Origin of the sequence: Devosia sp. UYZn731 (assembly GCF_040546795.1) — a bacterium.
Taxonomy (GTDB): Bacteria; Pseudomonadota; Alphaproteobacteria; order Rhizobiales; family Devosiaceae; genus Devosia.
This window is the reverse complement of sequence record NZ_JBEPOL010000007.1, coordinates 24,651-41,744: the sequence shown is the minus strand read 5'-3', so window position 1 is coordinate 41,744 and position 17,094 is coordinate 24,651. Positions and strand designations below refer to the sequence as shown.

15 protein-coding genes are annotated in these 17,094 nt (G+C 64.3%); 7 read left to right on the top strand and 8 right to left on the bottom strand.

The window, feature by feature from the left end:
- Positions 1–195 precede the first annotated feature (195 nt).
- Together ABIB57_RS17675 and ABIB57_RS17670 are read right to left on the bottom strand one after the other, a co-directional pair.
- Positions 196–1,146 (bottom strand): coiled-coil domain-containing protein, encoded by a 951-nt coding sequence (locus tag ABIB57_RS17675; protein ID WP_354042497.1) that lies wholly within the window; start codon positions 1,144–1,146, stop codon positions 196–198.
- Between the two features lie 180 nt (positions 1,147–1,326).
- Complete coding sequence (locus tag ABIB57_RS17670; protein ID WP_502914421.1) at positions 1,327–1,896, bottom strand: DUF1134 domain-containing protein; 570 nt, start codon at positions 1,894–1,896, stop codon at positions 1,327–1,329.
- A 126-nt stretch (positions 1,897–2,022) separates the two neighbouring features.
- On the opposite strand from ABIB57_RS17670, the gene ABIB57_RS17665 reads away from it, so the two are divergent.
- From ABIB57_RS17665 to ABIB57_RS17655, 3 genes are all read left to right on the top strand, one after another.
- Positions 2,023–2,478 (top strand): YHS domain-containing (seleno)protein, encoded by a 456-nt coding sequence (locus tag ABIB57_RS17665; RefSeq protein WP_354042496.1) that lies wholly within the window; start codon positions 2,023–2,025, stop codon positions 2,476–2,478.
- Between the two features lie 140 nt (positions 2,479–2,618).
- Positions 2,619–3,305: a histidine phosphotransferase ChpT gene (gene chpT / locus ABIB57_RS17660; protein ID WP_354042495.1), complete on the top strand. Its 687-nt coding sequence runs from the start codon at positions 2,619–2,621 to the stop codon at positions 3,303–3,305.
- A gap of 132 nt (positions 3,306–3,437) precedes the next feature.
- Positions 3,438–3,794 (top strand): response regulator, encoded by a 357-nt coding sequence (locus ABIB57_RS17655; protein ID WP_299725034.1) that lies wholly within the window; start codon positions 3,438–3,440, stop codon positions 3,792–3,794.
- Positions 3,795–3,958: 164 nt separating this feature from the next.
- On the opposite strand, the gene ABIB57_RS17650 is transcribed toward ABIB57_RS17655, so the two are convergent.
- Both ABIB57_RS17650 and ABIB57_RS17645 read right to left on the bottom strand, forming a co-directional pair.
- A complete protein-coding gene (locus tag ABIB57_RS17650; RefSeq protein WP_354042494.1) occupies positions 3,959–5,233 on the bottom strand; it encodes an RNA polymerase sigma factor in 1,275 nt (424 codons plus the stop codon).
- A gap of 58 nt (positions 5,234–5,291) precedes the next feature.
- Positions 5,292–5,966 carry a thiamine diphosphokinase gene (locus tag ABIB57_RS17645; protein WP_354042493.1) on the bottom strand — a complete coding sequence of 225 codons (675 nt, stop codon included), beginning with the start codon at positions 5,964–5,966 and terminating at the stop codon, positions 5,292–5,294.
- 211 nt (positions 5,967–6,177) lie between these two features.
- Here ABIB57_RS17645 and thiB point away from each other — a divergent pair, with 211 nt between their 5' ends.
- The 3 genes from thiB (at position 6,178) to ABIB57_RS17630 (ending at position 9,622) form a co-directional block, all read left to right on the top strand.
- Positions 6,178–7,182 (top strand): thiamine ABC transporter substrate binding subunit, encoded by a 1,005-nt coding sequence (gene thiB / locus ABIB57_RS17640; RefSeq protein ID WP_354042492.1) that lies wholly within the window; start codon positions 6,178–6,180, stop codon positions 7,180–7,182.
- A 192-nt stretch (positions 7,183–7,374) separates the two neighbouring features.
- A complete protein-coding gene (locus ABIB57_RS17635; RefSeq protein ID WP_354042491.1) occupies positions 7,375–8,967 on the top strand; it encodes an ABC transporter permease family protein in 1,593 nt (530 codons plus the stop codon).
- Entirely contained in the window at positions 8,954–9,622 is a 669-nt protein-coding gene (locus tag ABIB57_RS17630; RefSeq protein ID WP_354042490.1) for an ATP-binding cassette domain-containing protein, read from the top strand. Before ABIB57_RS17635 ends, ABIB57_RS17630 begins: the two co-directional genes overlap by 14 nt.
- A gap of 2 nt (positions 9,623–9,624) precedes the next feature.
- Here the strand turns inward: ABIB57_RS17630 and ABIB57_RS17625 are convergent, their stop codons facing one another.
- Positions 9,625–11,640, bottom strand: a complete 2,016-nt coding sequence (locus ABIB57_RS17625) for a hypothetical protein (RefSeq protein ID WP_354042489.1) — start codon at positions 11,638–11,640, stop codon at positions 9,625–9,627.
- Between the two features lie 46 nt (positions 11,641–11,686).
- A complete protein-coding gene (locus tag ABIB57_RS17620) occupies positions 11,687–12,976 on the bottom strand; it encodes an adenylosuccinate synthase (protein WP_354042487.1) in 1,290 nt (429 codons plus the stop codon).
- A gap of 157 nt (positions 12,977–13,133) precedes the next feature.
- Here ABIB57_RS17620 and ABIB57_RS17615 point away from each other — a divergent pair, with 157 nt between their 5' ends.
- Positions 13,134–14,075 (top strand): DMT family transporter, encoded by a 942-nt coding sequence (locus ABIB57_RS17615; RefSeq protein ID WP_354042486.1) that lies wholly within the window; start codon positions 13,134–13,136, stop codon positions 14,073–14,075.
- Positions 14,076–14,122: 47 nt separating this feature from the next.
- On the opposite strand, the gene serA is transcribed toward ABIB57_RS17615, so the two are convergent.
- Together serA and ABIB57_RS17605 are read right to left on the bottom strand one after the other, a co-directional pair.
- Entirely contained in the window at positions 14,123–15,706 is a 1,584-nt protein-coding gene (serA, locus tag ABIB57_RS17610) for a phosphoglycerate dehydrogenase (RefSeq protein WP_354042484.1), read from the bottom strand.
- 155 nt (positions 15,707–15,861) lie between these two features.
- A complete protein-coding gene (locus ABIB57_RS17605) occupies positions 15,862–17,037 on the bottom strand; it encodes a phosphoserine transaminase (protein WP_354042806.1) in 1,176 nt (391 codons plus the stop codon).
- Positions 17,038–17,094 lie beyond the last annotated feature (57 nt).

The window sequence follows — 17,094 nt, the reverse complement described above, 5'->3', positions numbered from 1 at the left end:
CGCTTTAGCTCCCCCCACCACCACTCTTCCCGCGGGCTTGACCCGCAGGCCATTGGCCCCTGTACCATTCTGATGGAGGCCCGCGGGTCAAGCCCGCGGGAAGATCGGTGGATGGGAGGGTCGCACTAAATCCGAAAGACTTAGCGCCGCGGGAGGGTCCGTGGGTGGGATGGTTTTAGGCTAAATCCGAAAGACCTAGCGCCCCTGAATCTCGCGGAGCGCGGCCATGCGATCTGTAACGCTGCCGCCTTTGCGCTTTCCCGGCGGGGGTGGCTTGGGCAGTTCCTCGGTTGTCTTGCCATCGGCGGCGAAGCGTTGGACGCGGTCGAACAGGCTTTCCTCGGGCCCCGCCACCACGGGCTTTTCGCTTTCGCTGGCATAGACCAGCCGGCTGACATTGGCGGCGATCTCATTGAGGCGATCGCGCAGCTTGGCCTCGTCCATGCGATCGGTGTCCCAATCGGCCAGGAGCGTGGATTCGACGCCTGCCACCTTGGTGCGCAGGACTTCGAGTTCGTCGTCGAGGCTGAGCTTGTCAGCCAGCAATTGGTTGGCCTGGCCCCCGGCCTTCTCGGTCGCCTCGCCGGTTTCGGCCAGAATGGCGTTGAGGCGGGTCTCAGCGCTGGCGAGACGCGCTTCGGCGGCGATCAGGCTGTCGGCAGTGGCCTTCTTGGAGCCGGCGCCGCCGCGCATGGTTTCGAGTTCTTCATTGCGAGCCGACAGTTCGCGCTCGCGCATCCGCAATCGCTGCGCCAAATCAGTATTATCGCGCTCCAGCTCCGACAAGCGGGCGCGGATTTCGGCTTCGCGGGCCTCCAATTCGCCCACGACGGCCCCGTGTTGGTCGCGTTCGGCCTTGAGCGCCCCCAGGTCGGCGCGTTTGCGGTCGACATCGGTGATCTGCTCGGCCATCCGCTTGCGCAGCGCCTCGATGGTCATTTCCAGCTTGCGGGTGCTGAGCGCGAATTCGGCGCGCAACTGGTCCTTGTCGGCGCGGAACTCCGCCATGGTGATGGGCGTCGCCGCCTCGATGCGGCGCTTGGTCAGTCGCACGGCACGTCGCCATACGGCGGGCATGATGATCAGCGCCAACAGGCCCGCAGCGAGCAGGCCGAGCGCGAAATACATGATGTTCTCGATGCCCATCGACCGAACTCCGGAGCCGCCACGCCCTTGCGGGTAAACCCTATCTGGCAGCAATGGCGCAAAGGCGCCATCCTCACCGCCCAACATTCCTAACGCGTTTGCGCGAGCCCGTCACGATAGAGCCGGGACCATTGGCCCCGCTACGGCACTTTTACGATCAAATCGTGTGGTTTGCGCCAGCTAGAACGGGTTCCAGGTCGGCTCCTGGGTGAATTTGAGATAGCCCACATTGAAGCCCAGGCGCGCGCCGACGCCCGAGCGGATCGGCACCAGCACGATATTGCGGTTCTTGATCACCGTCATGCCCAGCCCGCCGATGATATAGGCCGAGCCATCGACGCCGGCGAAGCGGCCATAGACGTCCTGGATGTTAGAGAGGTTGTAGACCAGCATCATCGACTTGGAGCCATCGCCGCCGACATCGAAGCCGAGGCTCGGGCCCTGCCAGAACACCGGGATTTCGCCGGCATTTCGGGTGTAAAGCGTGCCTTGGCCATAGCGGGCGCCGGCAAACAGGGCGCCACCGGCATCTTCACCCAGGATATAGCCATTGGGCAGGCCGAACTGGCTCACCGAGCGTTCGATCAGCGAGGCCAGGCCTTGGGCTACCGAGCCGAAAAAGGCGCTGCCGGTATTGACCAGTTCCTCACCCGAATAGGTATCGCCGAGCGACCCCTGGGCGAAGGCTGCGGGCACCGGAAAAAGGATCGCCGTCAGCATGGCAAGAACGAGAGCTAGGCGCTTGAGCATGATTGTCCTCCGGGGGCAACGCGGTGTTTACGAGGACCTTAAGCTTTGGCTTGTAGCTTGCGGGTCGGACGCGCGCACCGATCATTGCTGGCAATCATGAAGCAAACCTCTAAACAAATCTTAACCATGCTTGCCTTTGTTCTGCCGTTATTGAGCACGGCCGGGACCGCCCAGGCGCAGTCCATCGTCACCACGATCATCACCGATCCGCTGACCGGTATCGCCATCGACGGCATGGACCCGGTCTCCTATTTCACCGAGCCCGCACCACTGCTGGGCCGCGGCGATTACGAGTTCACCTGGAGCGGCGTGCCCTGGCATTTCGCCAACGCCGCCAATCGCGACGTGTTCGCCCGCGCGCCCGAAATCTATGCGCCGCAGTTCGGCGGCCATGGCGCCATGAGCGTGGCGCGCGGCTTCGTCTCCGATGCCGATCCGAGCATTTATGCGGTCTATGAGCAGCGCCTCTACATGTTCTACTCAGCCGGCAATCGCGAGGCCTTCCTAATGGCGCCTGCGGAGGCAGCCACCAAGGCCGAAAAGAACTGGCCGGCTTTGGCCAAGGTATTGGTCCGACAGTAGCGCCGGCAGTCTCGCGGCAATTTGCGCGTATCGCCGCCCGGGGCCATAAAAATAGGTCTATTTTTACCGATGAGGCTCTAATGTCGGTGTCACTGATTCCCGCGCGTCCCTCGGCGCGCGCTCTTACGGAGACTGCATAGATGGCCGATATCATCGAGCTCAAGGCAACCGATCTCGCGGCCATGTTGTGCTCCCGGGTCTGTCACGACCTGATCAACCCGATCGGGGCGATCGGCAATGGGCTCGAAGTTCTGGCCGATCCGAGCCAGGGCGACATGAGCGAAGGGGCGCGCGACCTGATCGCCAGCGCCGCCAAGCAGAGCCGCGCCAAGCTCGAATTCGCCCGCCTCGCCTATGGGGCCTCCTCGACGGCAGGCACCGATATCGACACGCGCGAATGCGAACGCGTGGCGCGCATCCTGTTCGAGATCGAAAAAGCCGACCTCGAATGGAATGTGCCGCTGATCCTGATGCCCAAGCATAAGGCCAAGCTGTTCATGAACATGCTGCTCATCGCCGCCATGTCGGTGCCGCGCGGCGGCCAGGTAACGGCCAGCATCACGGGCGATGCCGGCAATGAGAAGTTCGAGTTTACCTCCAAGAGCGATCCGGAAAAGCGCCAGAAGACGCTGATCCCCGCCGGTTGCGTTGGCCTGCTGTCGGGCATGCCCGAAGAAGGCTCGGTCGATGCACGCGGCATCCAGCCGTTCTACACCGGGCTGCTGGCGCGCATGACCGACATGGACATCACCATCGGCATCGAGAACGAAATGTTCTACCTGACCGCCGTGCCCAAGGCTGTGGTGGTCGCCGAAACCGTCAACTGAGGGCTCAGCCTAGGTTCAGACCTGATCGGGGAAATACGAATACCGGCTCTATTGCAGCGGTAACGCTAACCTTTCCGTAGGCAGTGGCGGGGCATAATCACCAAGCGTCCGCCTCTGCCGAAAGTCATGCCCATGAAATCCTGCCTCATCGTCGATGACTCCACCGTCGTCCGCACCGTGGCACGGCGCATCATGGAGGACATGGATTACATCGTCGACGAGGCCGAAGACGGCCAGGAAGCCTTCGACAAGTGCCGCCAGGAAATGCCGGACGCGATCCTGCTCGACTGGAACATGCCCATCATGAGCGGGCTGGAATTCCTCAAGCTGCTGCGCGCCTATGTGGGCGGCGACAAGCCCCGCATCGTCTATTGCACGGTCGAGAATGACATTGGTGCCATCGCCATGGCGCTTCGTGCCGGCGCCAGCGACTACATGATGAAGCCGTTTGATCGCGCGATTTTGGAATCCAAGTTCGAAGCGGCCTAGGATTCGCCCTCGGCTCGACACTCCATACCACCTACCGCCATTCCCGCTTAACCCGCAGGCCGACCTCAACACGGCACATGGGGCGAGAGGCCCGCGGGTCAAGCCCGCGGGAAGGCCGGTGGACGGGAGAGAATGAGTGGACAGCAATTCAATTCCACCGGCACCTAATCCGCCAGCAATTCCGCCCGCGTGCGCAAAAACGCCTGCTCGCGCTCGTTGTGCGTCAGGCTAGCGGCCTTCTCGAATTCGGCTTTGGCCTCGGCACGTCGGCCCAGCTTTTCCAAGAGATCGCCGCGCACGACCGGCAGGAAATGATAGCTCTTGAGCGCCGGCTCGTCCTTGATCGCATCGATCAGCGCCAGAGCCGGCCCAGGCCCTTCGGCCATCGAAATTGCCACCGCGCGGTTGAGCTCGATCACCGGCGAGGGCGTCACTTCGGCCAGCCTGCCATAGAGCGCGGCGATGCGCGGCCAATCGGTATCCTGGCCCTTGGTGGCGCGCGCATGACAGGCGGCAATGGCGGCCTGGATAGCATAAGGCCCTTCGGCGCCGCCAAGCCGCTCGGCTTCCCCAAGTGCCGCAAGGCCACGGCGAATAAGAAGCTGGTCCCAGCGCGAGCGGTCCTGATCGAGCAGCAACACCGGCTCGCCTTGGGCATCGGTGCGGGCTTGCGTGCGCGAGGCCTGGATTTCCATCAGGGCCACCAGCGCGTGCACTTCGGGTTCTTCGGGCGTCAGTCGCGCCAGCACGCGCCCGAGGCGCAGGGCTTCGTCGCAAAGCTGCGGACGCATCCAGTCGCTGCCCGCGGTGGCCGAATAGCCCTCGTTGAAAATCAGGTAAACCACGCCCAGCACCGAGGCGAGCCGCTCGGCGCGCTCGGCACCACGTGGCACTTCGAACGGCACGCCGGCCTCCGCAATGGTGCGCTTGGCGCGGACGATACGCTGGCCGATCGTCGGTTCGGCGACGAGGAAGGCGCGGGCGATTTCCTCGGTGGTGAGGCCACCCAGCAGCCGCAGGGTCAGCGCGACGCGCGACTCGGGCGGCAGCACCGGATGGCAGGAAGTGAAGATCAGCCGCAGCAGGTCGTCGCCGACATCGTCGTCCAGCGCCTCGTGCAGTTGCTCGATGTGGTCGGGCGTGTCGGTCTCGATACCGTGGCCGACATCGACCAGCTTTTCGGCGGCCATCTTGCGGTGGCGGAACATGTCGATGGCACGGCGCTTGGCGGCCTGCATGAGCCAGGCGCCCGGGTTGTTGGGAACACCCGATTGCGGCCAGGTCTTGAGCGCGATCACCAGCGCATCCTGCGCCAACTCCTCGGCCGTGGAAATATCGCGCACCACCCGCGTCAGCCCGGCGATCAGCCGGGGCTGCTCGATTTTCCAGACCGCCGAAATGGCGCGGTGTGTCTCGACTTCGGCTGCGCTCTGGGTCATGGGCGCGATGAAAGCAGGATGACGCGGCCGGAGCAAGACGGAGCCGTTTTTGCGAGCATCAGCCCAACTCCCCCAGTAAATCCCACAACCGTTCCCTACCCAGGATCAGCAGCCATGGCGTATCATCCCCCGGCTCGATCTCCACGCGCCCGCCTGTCGCCGCATTGGACGTGCCGATCAACCCGCCCGGCTCCAGCACCAGCCCATCCAGCGGATAAAACAGCCCCGTCGAGCGCACGAACCCGACCCGCACCAGCGGATGGATCGATACCCGCTCACCGGCCGCGGCCTCGAAGCCGAACGGGCCCACCGCGGCAAAAGCCACGTCTACCTCGTCAACCAGCATCAGCTTGCGCTCCGGGGCGAATTGCAGCACCGCGCTCAGCGCTGCCAGCGTGTGGTCGAGCCGCTTGCCGGTCATACCCAGCGCCAGCGTCACCGGCGCCTTGGTCGAATAAATCGCCTTCTGGAAGTCAGTGGTGATCTGTTCGGGGATGTGGATGACCCGCGTGCGGCTTTCCCAGGCAGCGCGATCCGAGAGCGAATCAAGGTCGCCGATAATCGCCGCCGGCACGAGCCCGGCCTCGCCAATCGCGTCGCCGCCGCCGTCGGCGCCCACCAGCATGACGCCGGTTCTGGCCAGCGCGCGCAGCAGGGATGGGTCGACATTCCCCCCGCCCACAATGGCGATTGGGCCCTCGAAGACCAAAGGCAACCCGTCCGTTGCGGCCACGGAAGTCTCTTGCACTGTCACAAAGCACTCATTAAGTGTGGGGCGTCTCGCTGGGGTGTTCCGGAGAAATCCGGGGCTGAGAGTTACCCATTGAACCTGAACCAGGTCATGCTGGCGGAGGAAGTTCGAGATGGCAAGGGGTGCCTTCTCGCGCCTGCGCCATTGACATATTCCCTTCTCACATGACCGCAAACCTTGAAGGGAATGACCCGTGGTCAAATTCACCCGTCTGGCGCTTGCGGTCCTAACCGGACTGCTTGCCGCCCCCGCCATCGCCCAAGAGGCGCCGGTGTTGACGATCTATACCTATGATGGCTTTGCCGCCGAATGGGGCCCCGGCCCCGGCCTCAAGGCGGGCTTCGAGGCCACCTGCGGCTGCACCGTCAACTGGGTCGCGGCCGATAGCTCCATCGGCACGCTGCGCCGCGTCCAGCTCGAGGGCGACACCACGCCGGCCGACCTGATCGTGGGGCTCGATACGTCCATTGCCGGGGAAGCCCGCGCGACTGGCCTGTTTGCCGATCATGGTCTGGATCTATCCGGCCTCGCCCTGCCCGATGCCTGGACCGACAAGCAATTCGTGCCGTTCGACTATGCCCATTTCGCCTTCGTCTATGACAGCGACACGGTCAAGACGCCGCCAAAGTCGTTCGAAGAACTGATCGCGCTGCCAGACAGCTTCAAGATCGCCATCCAGGATCCGCGCTCGGCCACGCCGGGGCTGGGGCTGGTGCTGTGGGTCAAGGCCGCCTATGGCGACCGCGCCGCCGAAATCTGGAAGGGCCTCAAGCCCCATATTCTGACGGTAACGCGCGAGTGGAGCGAAAGCTACGACCTGTTCCTCAAGGGCGAAGCCGATATGGCGCTGAGCTACACCACCTCGCCCGCCTATCACATCGTCTCCGAGCATGACGACACCATCCACGCCGCGCTGTTCACCGAGGGCCACTACGCCCAGATCGAAGTCGCGGGCGTGCTGAAGTCGTCCAAGCACCTGGAATTGGCCAAGCAGTTCCTCGCCTACCTCTCGTCCGTCCCCGGCCAGAAGCTGATCCCCGATACCAACTGGATGTTCCCGGTCGTGGACCTTGGCGCCGATCTCAACCCGGCCTTTGCGTCCATGCCGCAGCCGGCCAAGACCCTGCATCTGAGCGACGAGGACATCGCGGCCCATTCCAAAGAGTGGATCGACGAGATGCTGAAGGCGATTCAGTAGGGTGATGTACGGCACCTCCCGGGTCGGCCCATCTCTCGCCGCAAATGCGGAGCGGCACCTCCCCCTTGACGGGGGAGGTTGGGAGGGGGTGTGCGCAGCCACGATAGTCCCGGGACAAACCACCCCCCTCCCCAACCCTCCCCGCACGGGGGAGGGTGTCGTTCCGCACGTGTTGCTGCATCGGGGATTACGATGACCGCCCTCCCCCCACGCCCCTTCCGCGTCGTGGCAGCAACCCTGCTAGCGCTCGCCATCGCGGCGCTGATCGCCGTGGTGCTCTATTCCATCTTCACCACCGCCACCGGCGCCTCCAGCACCGCCTCGCGCATCGACATCCCCCACCTCGTGCGCATGACCAGCATCCAGGCGGGCCTCACCACGGTGCTCTCGCTCGTCGTCGGCATTGCGCTGGCCTGGAGCCTCAATCGCCTGCGCTTCCCCGGTCGTGATCTGGTGGTGGGGCTGTTTTCCTCGGCCATCGTCACGCCCGGCATGGTGGTCGCCTTCGGCCTGCTCACCATCTGGGGCCGCAATGGCTGGATCAACCAGGCGGCCGAAGCGCTAACCGGCCACAATATCGGCAACCCCGCCTTCGGGCTTTCCGGCATCCTGTTCGCCCATGTCATCCTCGATGGCGCCTTCGCTGCCCGTATCCTGTTGGCGCGGCTCGATGCCATCCCGCAACCGCGCCTCAAGACCGGCCAGAGCCTGGCGCTGAGCGCCCGCCAACGCTTCGCCATCATTGACTGGCCCGCCATGGCCGGCACCATCCCCGGTCTCAGTGCGATCATCTTCCTCCTCGCCTTCACCAGCTTCCCGATCGTGCTGCTGCTTGGCGGCGGCCCGGCCAACCAGACCCTGGAAGTCGCCATCTACGCCGCCGTGCGCCAGGATTTTGACCTGCAGGGCGCCGTCATGCTGGCCCTGACCCAGATCGGGGTCTGCTCCATCGTCATCCTGGGTGCCTCGGCCTTGGCGCCGGTGCCCACGAGCTTGGGCGCTTCAATCGCCCCAAGCTGGCGCGATCCGCTCGCCGCCCGCACTTTGCAAACCGTGGTGCTGATCCTTTGCACGCTCGGCTTCGTGCTGCCCCTGATGACGGTACTGATCGGCGGCTTCGGCCCCGGCATCCCCCCAGTGATCGCCACTGCCAGTTTCTGGCACGCCACCGCCGCCAGCCTGATCATCGGTAGCGTCTCCGCCCTGCTGACTCTGGCGCTCGCCCTCATCCTGACCCTGGGCCGTAGCGCTACGGGCAATGGCGCCACGCGCACGGCACTCGGCATCCCCAGCTATGCCTACCTGGCGGTCCCCGCCGTGGTGCTGTCCCTTGGCTTCTTCCTCGCCGTCCGCAATCTGGGCGTTGCTCCCGCCATTGCGGCGCCCTATGTGGTCATCCTCGGCAATGCCATGTTGTCGCTACCGTTCGCCGTGGCAACGCTCGGCCCACCGCTCGATGCGATTGCCCGCAGTCGCGGCAAGCTGATCCGCTCGCTGGGCCTCTCCGGCTGGCGGCAATTCGCGCTGGTGGAATATCCGCTGCTTGGCCGCGATATCGGGGTGGCGCTGGCGCTGGCCTTCTGTTTTTCGCTCGGCGACCTGGGCGTTATCGCCCTGTTCGGCACCCAGGATTTCCAGACCCTGCCGCTGCTGATGTTCCGCGCGCTCGGCGCCTATCGGGGCAATGACGCCGCCGCCATCGCCGCGATCCTGCTGGTTGGCACCATCGTCGCCTTCGTCGCCCTGCCCAAATTGTTCGAAAGGCTCGCCCATGTTGCGCGCTGAAGCCCTGACCTTCGCTTATCCCGGCCAGACCACGCCGTATGATTTTTCATTCGAAGCTGGGCCAGGCCAGATCACCGCGATTTCGGGCGCCAGCGGCTCGGGCAAATCTACCCTGCTTGACCAGCTGGCCGGTTTCCTCGCGCCCGCCTCCGGCACGTTGGCCCTAGACGGCACAGACCTGTTGCCACTGCCGCCCGAACGCCGCCCGGTTTCGCTGCTGCTGCAATCGGAAAGCCTGTTCGAGCATTTGAGCGCCGCCCACAATGTGGCGCTGGGCCTGCCCGCTCATACGCCACGGGCGATCGTCGACCAGCGTGTCGCGCAGGCGCTTGCGGAAGTCAGCCTGCAAGATATCGGCCCGCAACGCGCCGCCACGTTATCCGGCGGCCAGAAACAGCGCGTCGCGCTTGCTCGCACGCTCCTGCGGAACCGTCCCGTGCTGCTGCTGGATGAACCCTTTTCGGCGCTCGACGACGAGACGCGGCAAACGATCCGGGCTTTGGTCAAGACGCTGACCGAACGGCAGAAATGGCACACGATCCTCGTCAGCCACCACCAGGACGACGTCGCCGCCCTCGCCAGCCGGCGCTATCGTTTGGCCGATTACCGGCTGACGGAAGTAGTTGAACTCCAAGACCGGTCGAAGTTCAGCTGAGGCTAAGATGCGGGCTTGGCCCAGGCCGTGAACACCTTGTCGAACAGCGCCTGTGCGGCGTCGTCTTTCTCAAGCGTGATGATGGCATTGCGTCCGGTGCCGTAGATAACGGCCAGGTCCATCCATTTGCGGTGTTCGAGCAGGTCGGTATTGGTTGCCGCGTCGGCGGGCGAAGCGCTGAGGGCGAAGAGGAACGAATTGCCCACCACCCGTGCCGATGCACCCACCAGCGGCGTGCCGGGCACCAGTTCCTCGTTTTTCAGCAACACGCCCGGCAGGCCCGCAATGGTGCCGCCCACGAAGGTGTCGTTGACGCTGAAATCCACTTCCATCAAATGGCTCGCCGGCAGGCTCGGATCGGCATTCTTGCGAATGGTCATCGAGATACCCAGATTGCGCGCCGGAATATTGGCCTTGCCGACCAGCGTCGGCAGTCCGACTTCGTCGACGCCTTCGGTCCAGTCGATCGTGCCCGAGAACGGCACGGCGCCGGTGCGCCCATCAGGCGAGGCTTCCAACAGCAGCGATTGGCTGCCCGCCAGCACTGCCGGATCGACCGACGCCGTCAGGTCGGTGCTCGGCGCCGGGGTGGTCTGTTCGTCAGGCAGGCGCTCTTCGCCCTTGACCTCGTCGCCGCCCAATTGCGGCAAGGCGGTCTGGTTGGCACTAGGCACCACTGGCGTGGGTGTAGGCTCCAGGCGGTCCTGGATCTCGAGGCCCTCCAGCGCCGTCGTCGGCACATCGGTGCCGCCGGTGGTCGCGGTATTGCCCGGACCGGCGGCATTGTCGGCGGCGGGGGCCGGCGCTTCATTGGTATCCAGCGTCGGCGCGGTCGTGTCGGCCGGTGGCGCCACTTCGGCGACCTGTGGCGTCGTGGTGGCGCGACCGAACATCTGGTCGAGATCGACATATCCCTCGCGCCAGGCCCAGAAGCCCCCACCGCCCACACCGGCCAGCAGCAGCACGAACACCACGAGGAAAATCGTCAGCCCTGCGCCACTCCGCCCGCCCGAAGGCGCAGCGGCAAAACTCACGTCGCTGGCGTCGTCATCGGCTTCGACAGTGCCGTTGCGGGCAGTCGTGCCGGACGGCTTGGCCTGCGGGTCTGCCAGGGGCGCGGTGACTTCGCCGCGCGCCTCGCGATCCAGCGTTTCGATGGCGCGCTCGATGGCGCCCTCGGCCTCGCGTGGATCGGGCTCGACTTCGACTTCGCGGACGGCCGACAGTGCAGCCTCGACTGGCGGTGCATCGACCACTGCCAGCGGCATGGCAACCTGCTGGCGCGCCAGGGCTTGGTTGCCCAGGCTCGGCTCCATGCGCGAGGTGACGCGTACGGTTTCGGACGAATTGGCCGCCAGGGGTGTTGGCTCGCGACGCGGCGTGAAGCTCGGCGCCTTCAGCGGGCTATCGGCCTGCCGGGCGACGCCGCTGGAAATCGATGAGGTCGGCCCGCTCTTGGCGGCTTCCGCGCGCGCCACGATCGAGGGTAGAGGACGCTCGTCACGAACCTCGGGCTTCGGTTCGGCCGGCTTGGCGGTGATGCTGACAACGCTGGCCGAAGCCGAGGCGGCCGCCTGGTTGATGATATCTTCGATGCTGCCCGCCGCCTTGGGGGGTTCGACGGGCTGGGATATCTCGACGGGCTTCGGCGCTTCTACGGGCTTGGGCGGCTCAACTGCTTTGGGCGGCGGTGGCGGCGCTGCGACAGGCGCCGCTTGCGCCACACTCGGCGCCGCCACTGGTGCAACCGCTTCAGGCGCCGGGGGACGCGCGCTCAGGTTGATATCGCGGCTCAGCGAGATCACGGCCTCGCTGGCTTCCTGCTCCACCTGGCGGATGCAATCTTCGAGCTGCAGCCGGTGCTGGGTGATATCGCGCGCCGGCAATGGCGGCGTGATGGCGCGCAATTGCCCGACAAGGGCCGTGCGCGCCTTCTCGTAAACCGCACGTCGTGCAGCCCCATTATTCTCCGGCAGCGCCGAGATTGCCCGGCGCAACAGCTCTTTGTAGTCCGCCATAGGTTACTTGCTACTCACAATTGCGGCTATCTTGTAACAAAAAATCTCAATCTTGGAATGGGTCATGCACCAGAATGGTATCCAGCCGTTCCGGGCTCGTCGACAGCATGGCGACCGGCGCCCCGATCAGCTCTTCAATATAGCGCACATACTTGACCGCCTGCGCGGGAAGTTCGGCCCAACTGCGCGCTCCGGCGGTCGTTTCGGACCAGCCTTCCAGCACCTCGTAAATCGGCTTAACGCGCGCTTGTGCCCCCATTGAGGCAGGCAAATAATCAATCCGTGATCCATCGAGTTCGTACCCGACGCACACCTTGATCTCCTTGAGCCCGTCCAGCACGTCCAGCTTGGTCAGCGCGATGCCCGAAATGCCCGACGTGCGCACGGTCTGGCGCACCAGCACCGCATCGAACCAGCCGCAACGGCGGGGCCGCCCGGTATTGACGCCCACTTCTTTGCCGACGCTGGCCAGATGGCGGCCGACTTCGTCATCGAGCTCGCACGGGAACGGGCCCTCGCCGACGCGGGTCGTGTAGGCTTTGGTGATACCCAGCACATAGCCAATTGCCGTTGGGCCAAGGCCCGAACCGGCCGCCGCCTGCCCGGCAACAGTGTTGGACGAGGTGACGAACGGATAGGTGCCGTGGTCATTGTCCAGCAAGGCGCCCTGCGCGCCCTCGAACAGGATACGGGCGCCCGCCTTGCGTTTTTCGTCGAGAATGCGCCAGACCTGGTCCATGAACGGCAGGATCTGGTCGGCGACCGAGCTCAGTTCCTCGTAGATCGCATCGGCATTGATCTCGACCAGCCCCATGCCGCGTCGCAGCGCATTGTGGTGCAGCAGCAGCCGCTCGATCTTGGGCATCAGCGTCTCGGGCTCGCTGAGGTCGATCAGGCGGATCGCACGGCGACCCACCTTGTCCTCGTAGGCCGGCCCGATGCCGCGCTTGGTGGTGCCGATCTTCAGACCCGCATTGGAGTCCTCACGGATCGAATCGAGTTCGCGATGCAGCGACAGGATCAGCGGTGCATTGTCGGCAATGCGCAGCAGTTCGGGCGTGATATCGACGCCCTGCGCGCGCAGCTTGGCCAGCTCGATCACGAAATGGTGCGGATCGACCACCACGCCATTGCCGATGACCGAGAATTTGCCCTGCACCAGCCCCGAGGGCAGCAGCGCCAGCTTGTAGCTCACCCCGTCGATAACCAGGGTGTGGCCGGCATTGTGACCGCCATGGAAGCGCACGACGACGTCGGCGCGCTCCGATAGCCAGTCCACGATCTTGCCCTTGCCCTCGTCGCCCCACTGCGAGCCGACGACAACCACATTTGCCATGCGCTTAATTCCTCAAGATCGGCACGCCCGCGCCGCCCCGACCCCTGCGGGCCGCTTGGCGGATAAGCCGTCACCATCACTGCTTCGACCGCTCAGGACATTTGATCGCGGCCGAATAACTGCTAAGTCCGACTGTCCTTACATCACCCGAGCGACGATGACAAAGCCGGTGGCCATCCAAAATCGCGGCATAACCGCCCGGCTGCTCGATCAGCCCTACCTGATGCTGATCCTGGCCCCATTATTCTGGGGCGGCAATGGCGTTGCGGCCAAGCTGGTGATCGGCGAAATCGACCCGTTCCTGCTGCTGGCAACTCGCTGCCTGGGCGCGTTTGCGGTCATCCTGCCCTTCGCCTGGCCGCATTTGCGGCAGGATTGGCCGGTGGTGCGCCGCTATTGGCCGCTGCTGATGGCCTATGGCGCCATCGGCTATGCGCTGTTCAATGTGTTTTTGTATGTGGGGCTCAAGACCACCACCGTGGTCAATTCATCGATCGAGCAGGCCGCCCTGCCGATGATGATTCTCGGCGCCAATTTCATTGTTTTCCGGGTTCGCGCCCGCGCCTTGCAGGTCGCCGGCGTGCTGATCGCCATCAGCGGAGTGATTCTCACTGCCACCCATGGCGACCCGGCCCGCCTGCTGACGCTCGATATCAATATCGGCGACGCCTATGTGATCGTCGCGTGCCTGACCTACACCATCTATACGCTGGCGCTGAAATATCGCCCCGACGTGCACCTGATGAGCTTTCTCGGCGTCGCCTTCGCCGGGGCGGCGGTGACCGGGCTGATCACCCTGCAACTGTTCGGCGGCGGATTGGGCCAGTTCGCCAATCTCGCCCATGCCTCACCCATGGTTTGGGGCGTCCTTGCCTATGTGATGATTTTCCCGTCCATGTTCAGCCAGGTCTTTTATGCCCGCGGCGTCGAACTGCTCGGCGCCAACCGCGCCGCCCCCAGCCACAACCTGATCCCGGTTTTTGGCACCCTGCTCTCGGTGCTGATCATCGGCGAACACCTGGAACTCTACCACTACCTCTCCGCCGCCATCATCATCGGCGGCATCGTGCTGGCGGAATGGTCGGCACGGCGGCCATAAAAAAGACCGGCGCCTGAGGCGCCGGCCGTAACAATCATGCGTAACGCTTAGAACTTCAGTGCGCGGGCTTGCTTGACACCTTCCAGCGCGGCGATTTCGGCCAGTTGCGGCTCGGTCAGCGTGCCATCGATCGAGACCAGCGCGATAGCGTCTTGCCCGACCTCGACACGGCCCAAATTGAAGTTGGCGATATTGATGCCGAGCTTGCCCAACAGCGTGCCCAAGCGGCCGATATGGCCAGGCTTGTCCTCGTTGGTCACGTAGAGCATGGAGGGCGTCAGTTCGGCCTCCATGTTGATGCCCTTGACCTGGATGACGCGCGGCTTGCCATTGGCAAACACGGTGCCGGCGACGCCACGTTCCTGCAGCTCGGTCATCACCGTCAGGCGGATATAGTTCTCGTAGGCGCCCTGCTGCTCGCGGGTGATGACCTCGACATTGATGCCGCGATCCTTGGCGATCTGCGGGGCCGAAACCATGTTGACCTCGCCCATCATCGGCTTGAGCACGCCATTGAGCGCCGCCGCTACCATGGGACGGGTGTTCATCGCCGCCACATTACCCTCGAACTCGATGCGAATGCCCTTGATCGCCGTTTCGGTGAGCTGGCCCGCGAACGAGCCGAGCACCTCGGCCAGCTTGATGAACGGCGTCAGGATCGGCGCTTCTTCGGCCGAGATGGACGGGAAGTTCAGCGCGTTGGTGATTTCGCCGCTCATCAGGTAGGCCGAAATCTGCTCGGCCACCTGCAGCGCGACATTCTCCTGCGCTTCGGTCGTGGCCGCGCCCAGATGGGGCGTGCAGATGACGTTGGGCAGCTCGAACAGCGGGTTGTTCTGGGCCGGCTCTTCGAGGAACACGTCGAGCGCCGCGCCGGCAACATGGCCGGACTTCAGCGCATCGTAGAGCGCAGCTTCATCGATCAGGCCGCCACGGGCGCAATTGATGATACGCACGCCCTTCTTGGTCTTGGCCAGAGCCTCGGCGCTGATGATGTTGCGGGTCGCCTCGATCAACGGCGTATGCAGGGTGATGAAATCGGCGCGCGCCAGCAGGTCATCCAGTTCGACCTTTTCGACACCCAGCGTCTGGGCGCGTTCCGGGGTCAGGAACGGATCGAAGGCGATGACCTTCATGCGCAGGCCCTGCGCCCGGTCGGCCACGATCGAGCCGATATTGCCGGCGCCGATCAGACCCAGCGTCTTGTTGGTGACTTCCACGCCCATGAAGCGGTTCTTTTCCCACTTGCCGGCACGGGTCGATGCGTCGGCCTCGGGCAGCTGGCGGGCCAGCGCCATCATCAGGGAAATGGCGTGCTCGGCCGTGGTGATGGAATTGCCGAACGGCGTATTCATCACGATGATGCCCTTGGCGGTAGCAGCCGGGATATCGACATTGTCGACACCGATACCGGCCCGACCGATCACCTTGAGATTGGTCGCCGCGGCGATGATCTTCTCGGTGATCTTGGAGGCCGAGCGGATGGCGAGGCCATCATATTGCCCGATGACTTCGAGCAGCTTTTCCTTGTCCTTGCCCAGATCGGGCAGGTAATCCACCTCGACGCCATTATCCTTGAAGATCTGGACGGCGGTGGGGCTGAGCTTGTCGGAAACGAGAACCTTGGGCATGGCGCCCTCCATATGAACTGGGTTTGTGGAAGGCACCCCCACCTAGCCTCCCCTTGGAAGGGGAAGGAATGGCTCCGCGTATCTGGCTGAATTGTGCCAGATACTCGATCAGCCCCTCCCCCTATCAGGGGGAGGTTGGGTGGGGGTGCTCGTTGCTAAGCCGCGGCTTTCGCCAGCGCGGCCTTCTCTTCGGCGAATGCGTAATCCAGCCACGGCGTCAGCGCGGCCAGCGATGCCGCCTCGATCGTCGAGCCGGCCCAGATGCGCAGGCCCGAGGGAGCATCCTTATAGGCGCCGATGTCATAGGCCACGCCGGCCTTGTCGAGCCGCGACACGATCGCCTTGGCGAACGCTGCCTGCTTGTCGGCGTCGAGCGCCGTCACCGCCGGATCGACGATCGAGAAACACACCGAAGTGTTGGAACGATACGCCGCGTCCTTGGCCAGGAATTCGACCCATGGGGTTACGGCAACCCAATCGGCCAGTACCTTGAAATTGGCATCAGCACGACCCTGCAGGCCCTTTAGCCCGCCTTCGCGGAGGCCCCATTCCATGGCGTCCACGGCGTCCTCGATGCAGATCATCGATGGCGTGTTGATGGTCGCGGCTTCGAACACTTCCTGCAGCAACTTGCCACCTTTGGTCAGGCGGAAAATCTTGGGCAGCGGCCGGTCGGGCTTAAAAGATTCGAGCCGTTCGACGGCACGGGGGCTCAGGATCAGCACGCCATGGGCGGCTTCCCCGCCCAGCGCCTTCTGCCAGGAGAAGGTCACGACATCGAGCTTGTCGAATTCCAGCTTCTGGGCGAACGCCGCCGAGGTCGCGTCGCAGATCGTCAGGCCCTTGCGGTCGGCCTTGATCCAGTCGGCGTTCGGCACGCGCACGCCGGACGTCGTGCCGTTCCAGGTAAACACCACGTCGCGGTCGGTATCGACCTGGCTGAGGTCCGGCAATTCGCCATAGCCGGCCTTGATGATGCGCACGTCATCCAGCTTGAGCTGCTTGGCCACATCGGTGACCCAGCCCTCGCCAAAACTTTCCCAGGCCAGCATATCGACGCCGCGCTCGCCCAGCATGCTCCACAGCGCCATTTCGACGGCGCCTGTATCGGAAGCGGGCACGATGCCGATGCGGTAATCCGCCGGCACTTCCAGCAATTCGCGCGTCAGATCGATTGCGCGCTGAATGCGAGCCTTGCCCGGCTTGGAGCGGTGCGAACGACCCACCAATGCGCCAGCAAGCGCCTCAACCGTCCAGCCTGGACGCTTGGCACACGGGCCCGAAGAAAAATTTGGATTATCCGGTTTCACCGCCGGTGCGGTATGGGGCATATCAGCCATATTCAGCGACCCTCCCAGGTCTATGCGTCTTGCGTTAGGGCAAGATGT

What these genes read in the sequence shown, in the direction of transcription:
- ABIB57_RS17675 (WP_354042497.1), bottom strand. Translation starts at nt 1,146, where the DNA reads ATGGGCATCGAGAACATCATGTATTTCGCGCTCGGCCTGCTCGCTGCG.
- ABIB57_RS17670 (WP_502914421.1), bottom strand. Translation starts at nt 1,896, where the DNA reads ATGCTCAAGCGCCTAGCTCTCGTTCTTGCCATGCTGACGGCGATCCTT.
- ABIB57_RS17665 (WP_354042496.1), top strand. Translation starts at nt 2,023, where the DNA reads ATGCTTGCCTTTGTTCTGCCGTTATTGAGCACGGCCGGGACCGCCCAG.
- chpT (WP_354042495.1), top strand. Translation starts at nt 2,619, where the DNA reads ATGGCCGATATCATCGAGCTCAAGGCAACCGATCTCGCGGCCATGTTG.
- ABIB57_RS17655 (WP_299725034.1), top strand. Translation starts at nt 3,438, where the DNA reads ATGAAATCCTGCCTCATCGTCGATGACTCCACCGTCGTCCGCACCGTG.
- ABIB57_RS17650 (WP_354042494.1), bottom strand. Translation starts at nt 5,233, where the DNA reads ATGACCCAGAGCGCAGCCGAAGTCGAGACACACCGCGCCATTTCGGCG.
- ABIB57_RS17635 (WP_354042491.1), top strand. Translation starts at nt 7,375, where the DNA reads ATGACCGCCCTCCCCCCACGCCCCTTCCGCGTCGTGGCAGCAACCCTG.
- ABIB57_RS17630 (WP_354042490.1), top strand. Translation starts at nt 8,954, where the DNA reads ATGTTGCGCGCTGAAGCCCTGACCTTCGCTTATCCCGGCCAGACCACG.
- ABIB57_RS17625 (WP_354042489.1), bottom strand. Translation starts at nt 11,640, where the DNA reads ATGGCGGACTACAAAGAGCTGTTGCGCCGGGCAATCTCGGCGCTGCCG.
- ABIB57_RS17620 (WP_354042487.1), bottom strand. Translation starts at nt 12,976, where the DNA reads ATGGCAAATGTGGTTGTCGTCGGCTCGCAGTGGGGCGACGAGGGCAAG.
- ABIB57_RS17615 (WP_354042486.1), top strand. Translation starts at nt 13,134, where the DNA reads ATGACAAAGCCGGTGGCCATCCAAAATCGCGGCATAACCGCCCGGCTG.
- serA (WP_354042484.1), bottom strand. Translation starts at nt 15,706, where the DNA reads ATGCCCAAGGTTCTCGTTTCCGACAAGCTCAGCCCCACCGCCGTCCAG.
- ABIB57_RS17605 (WP_354042806.1), bottom strand. Translation starts at nt 17,037, where the DNA reads ATGCCCCATACCGCACCGGCGGTGAAACCGGATAATCCAAATTTTTCT.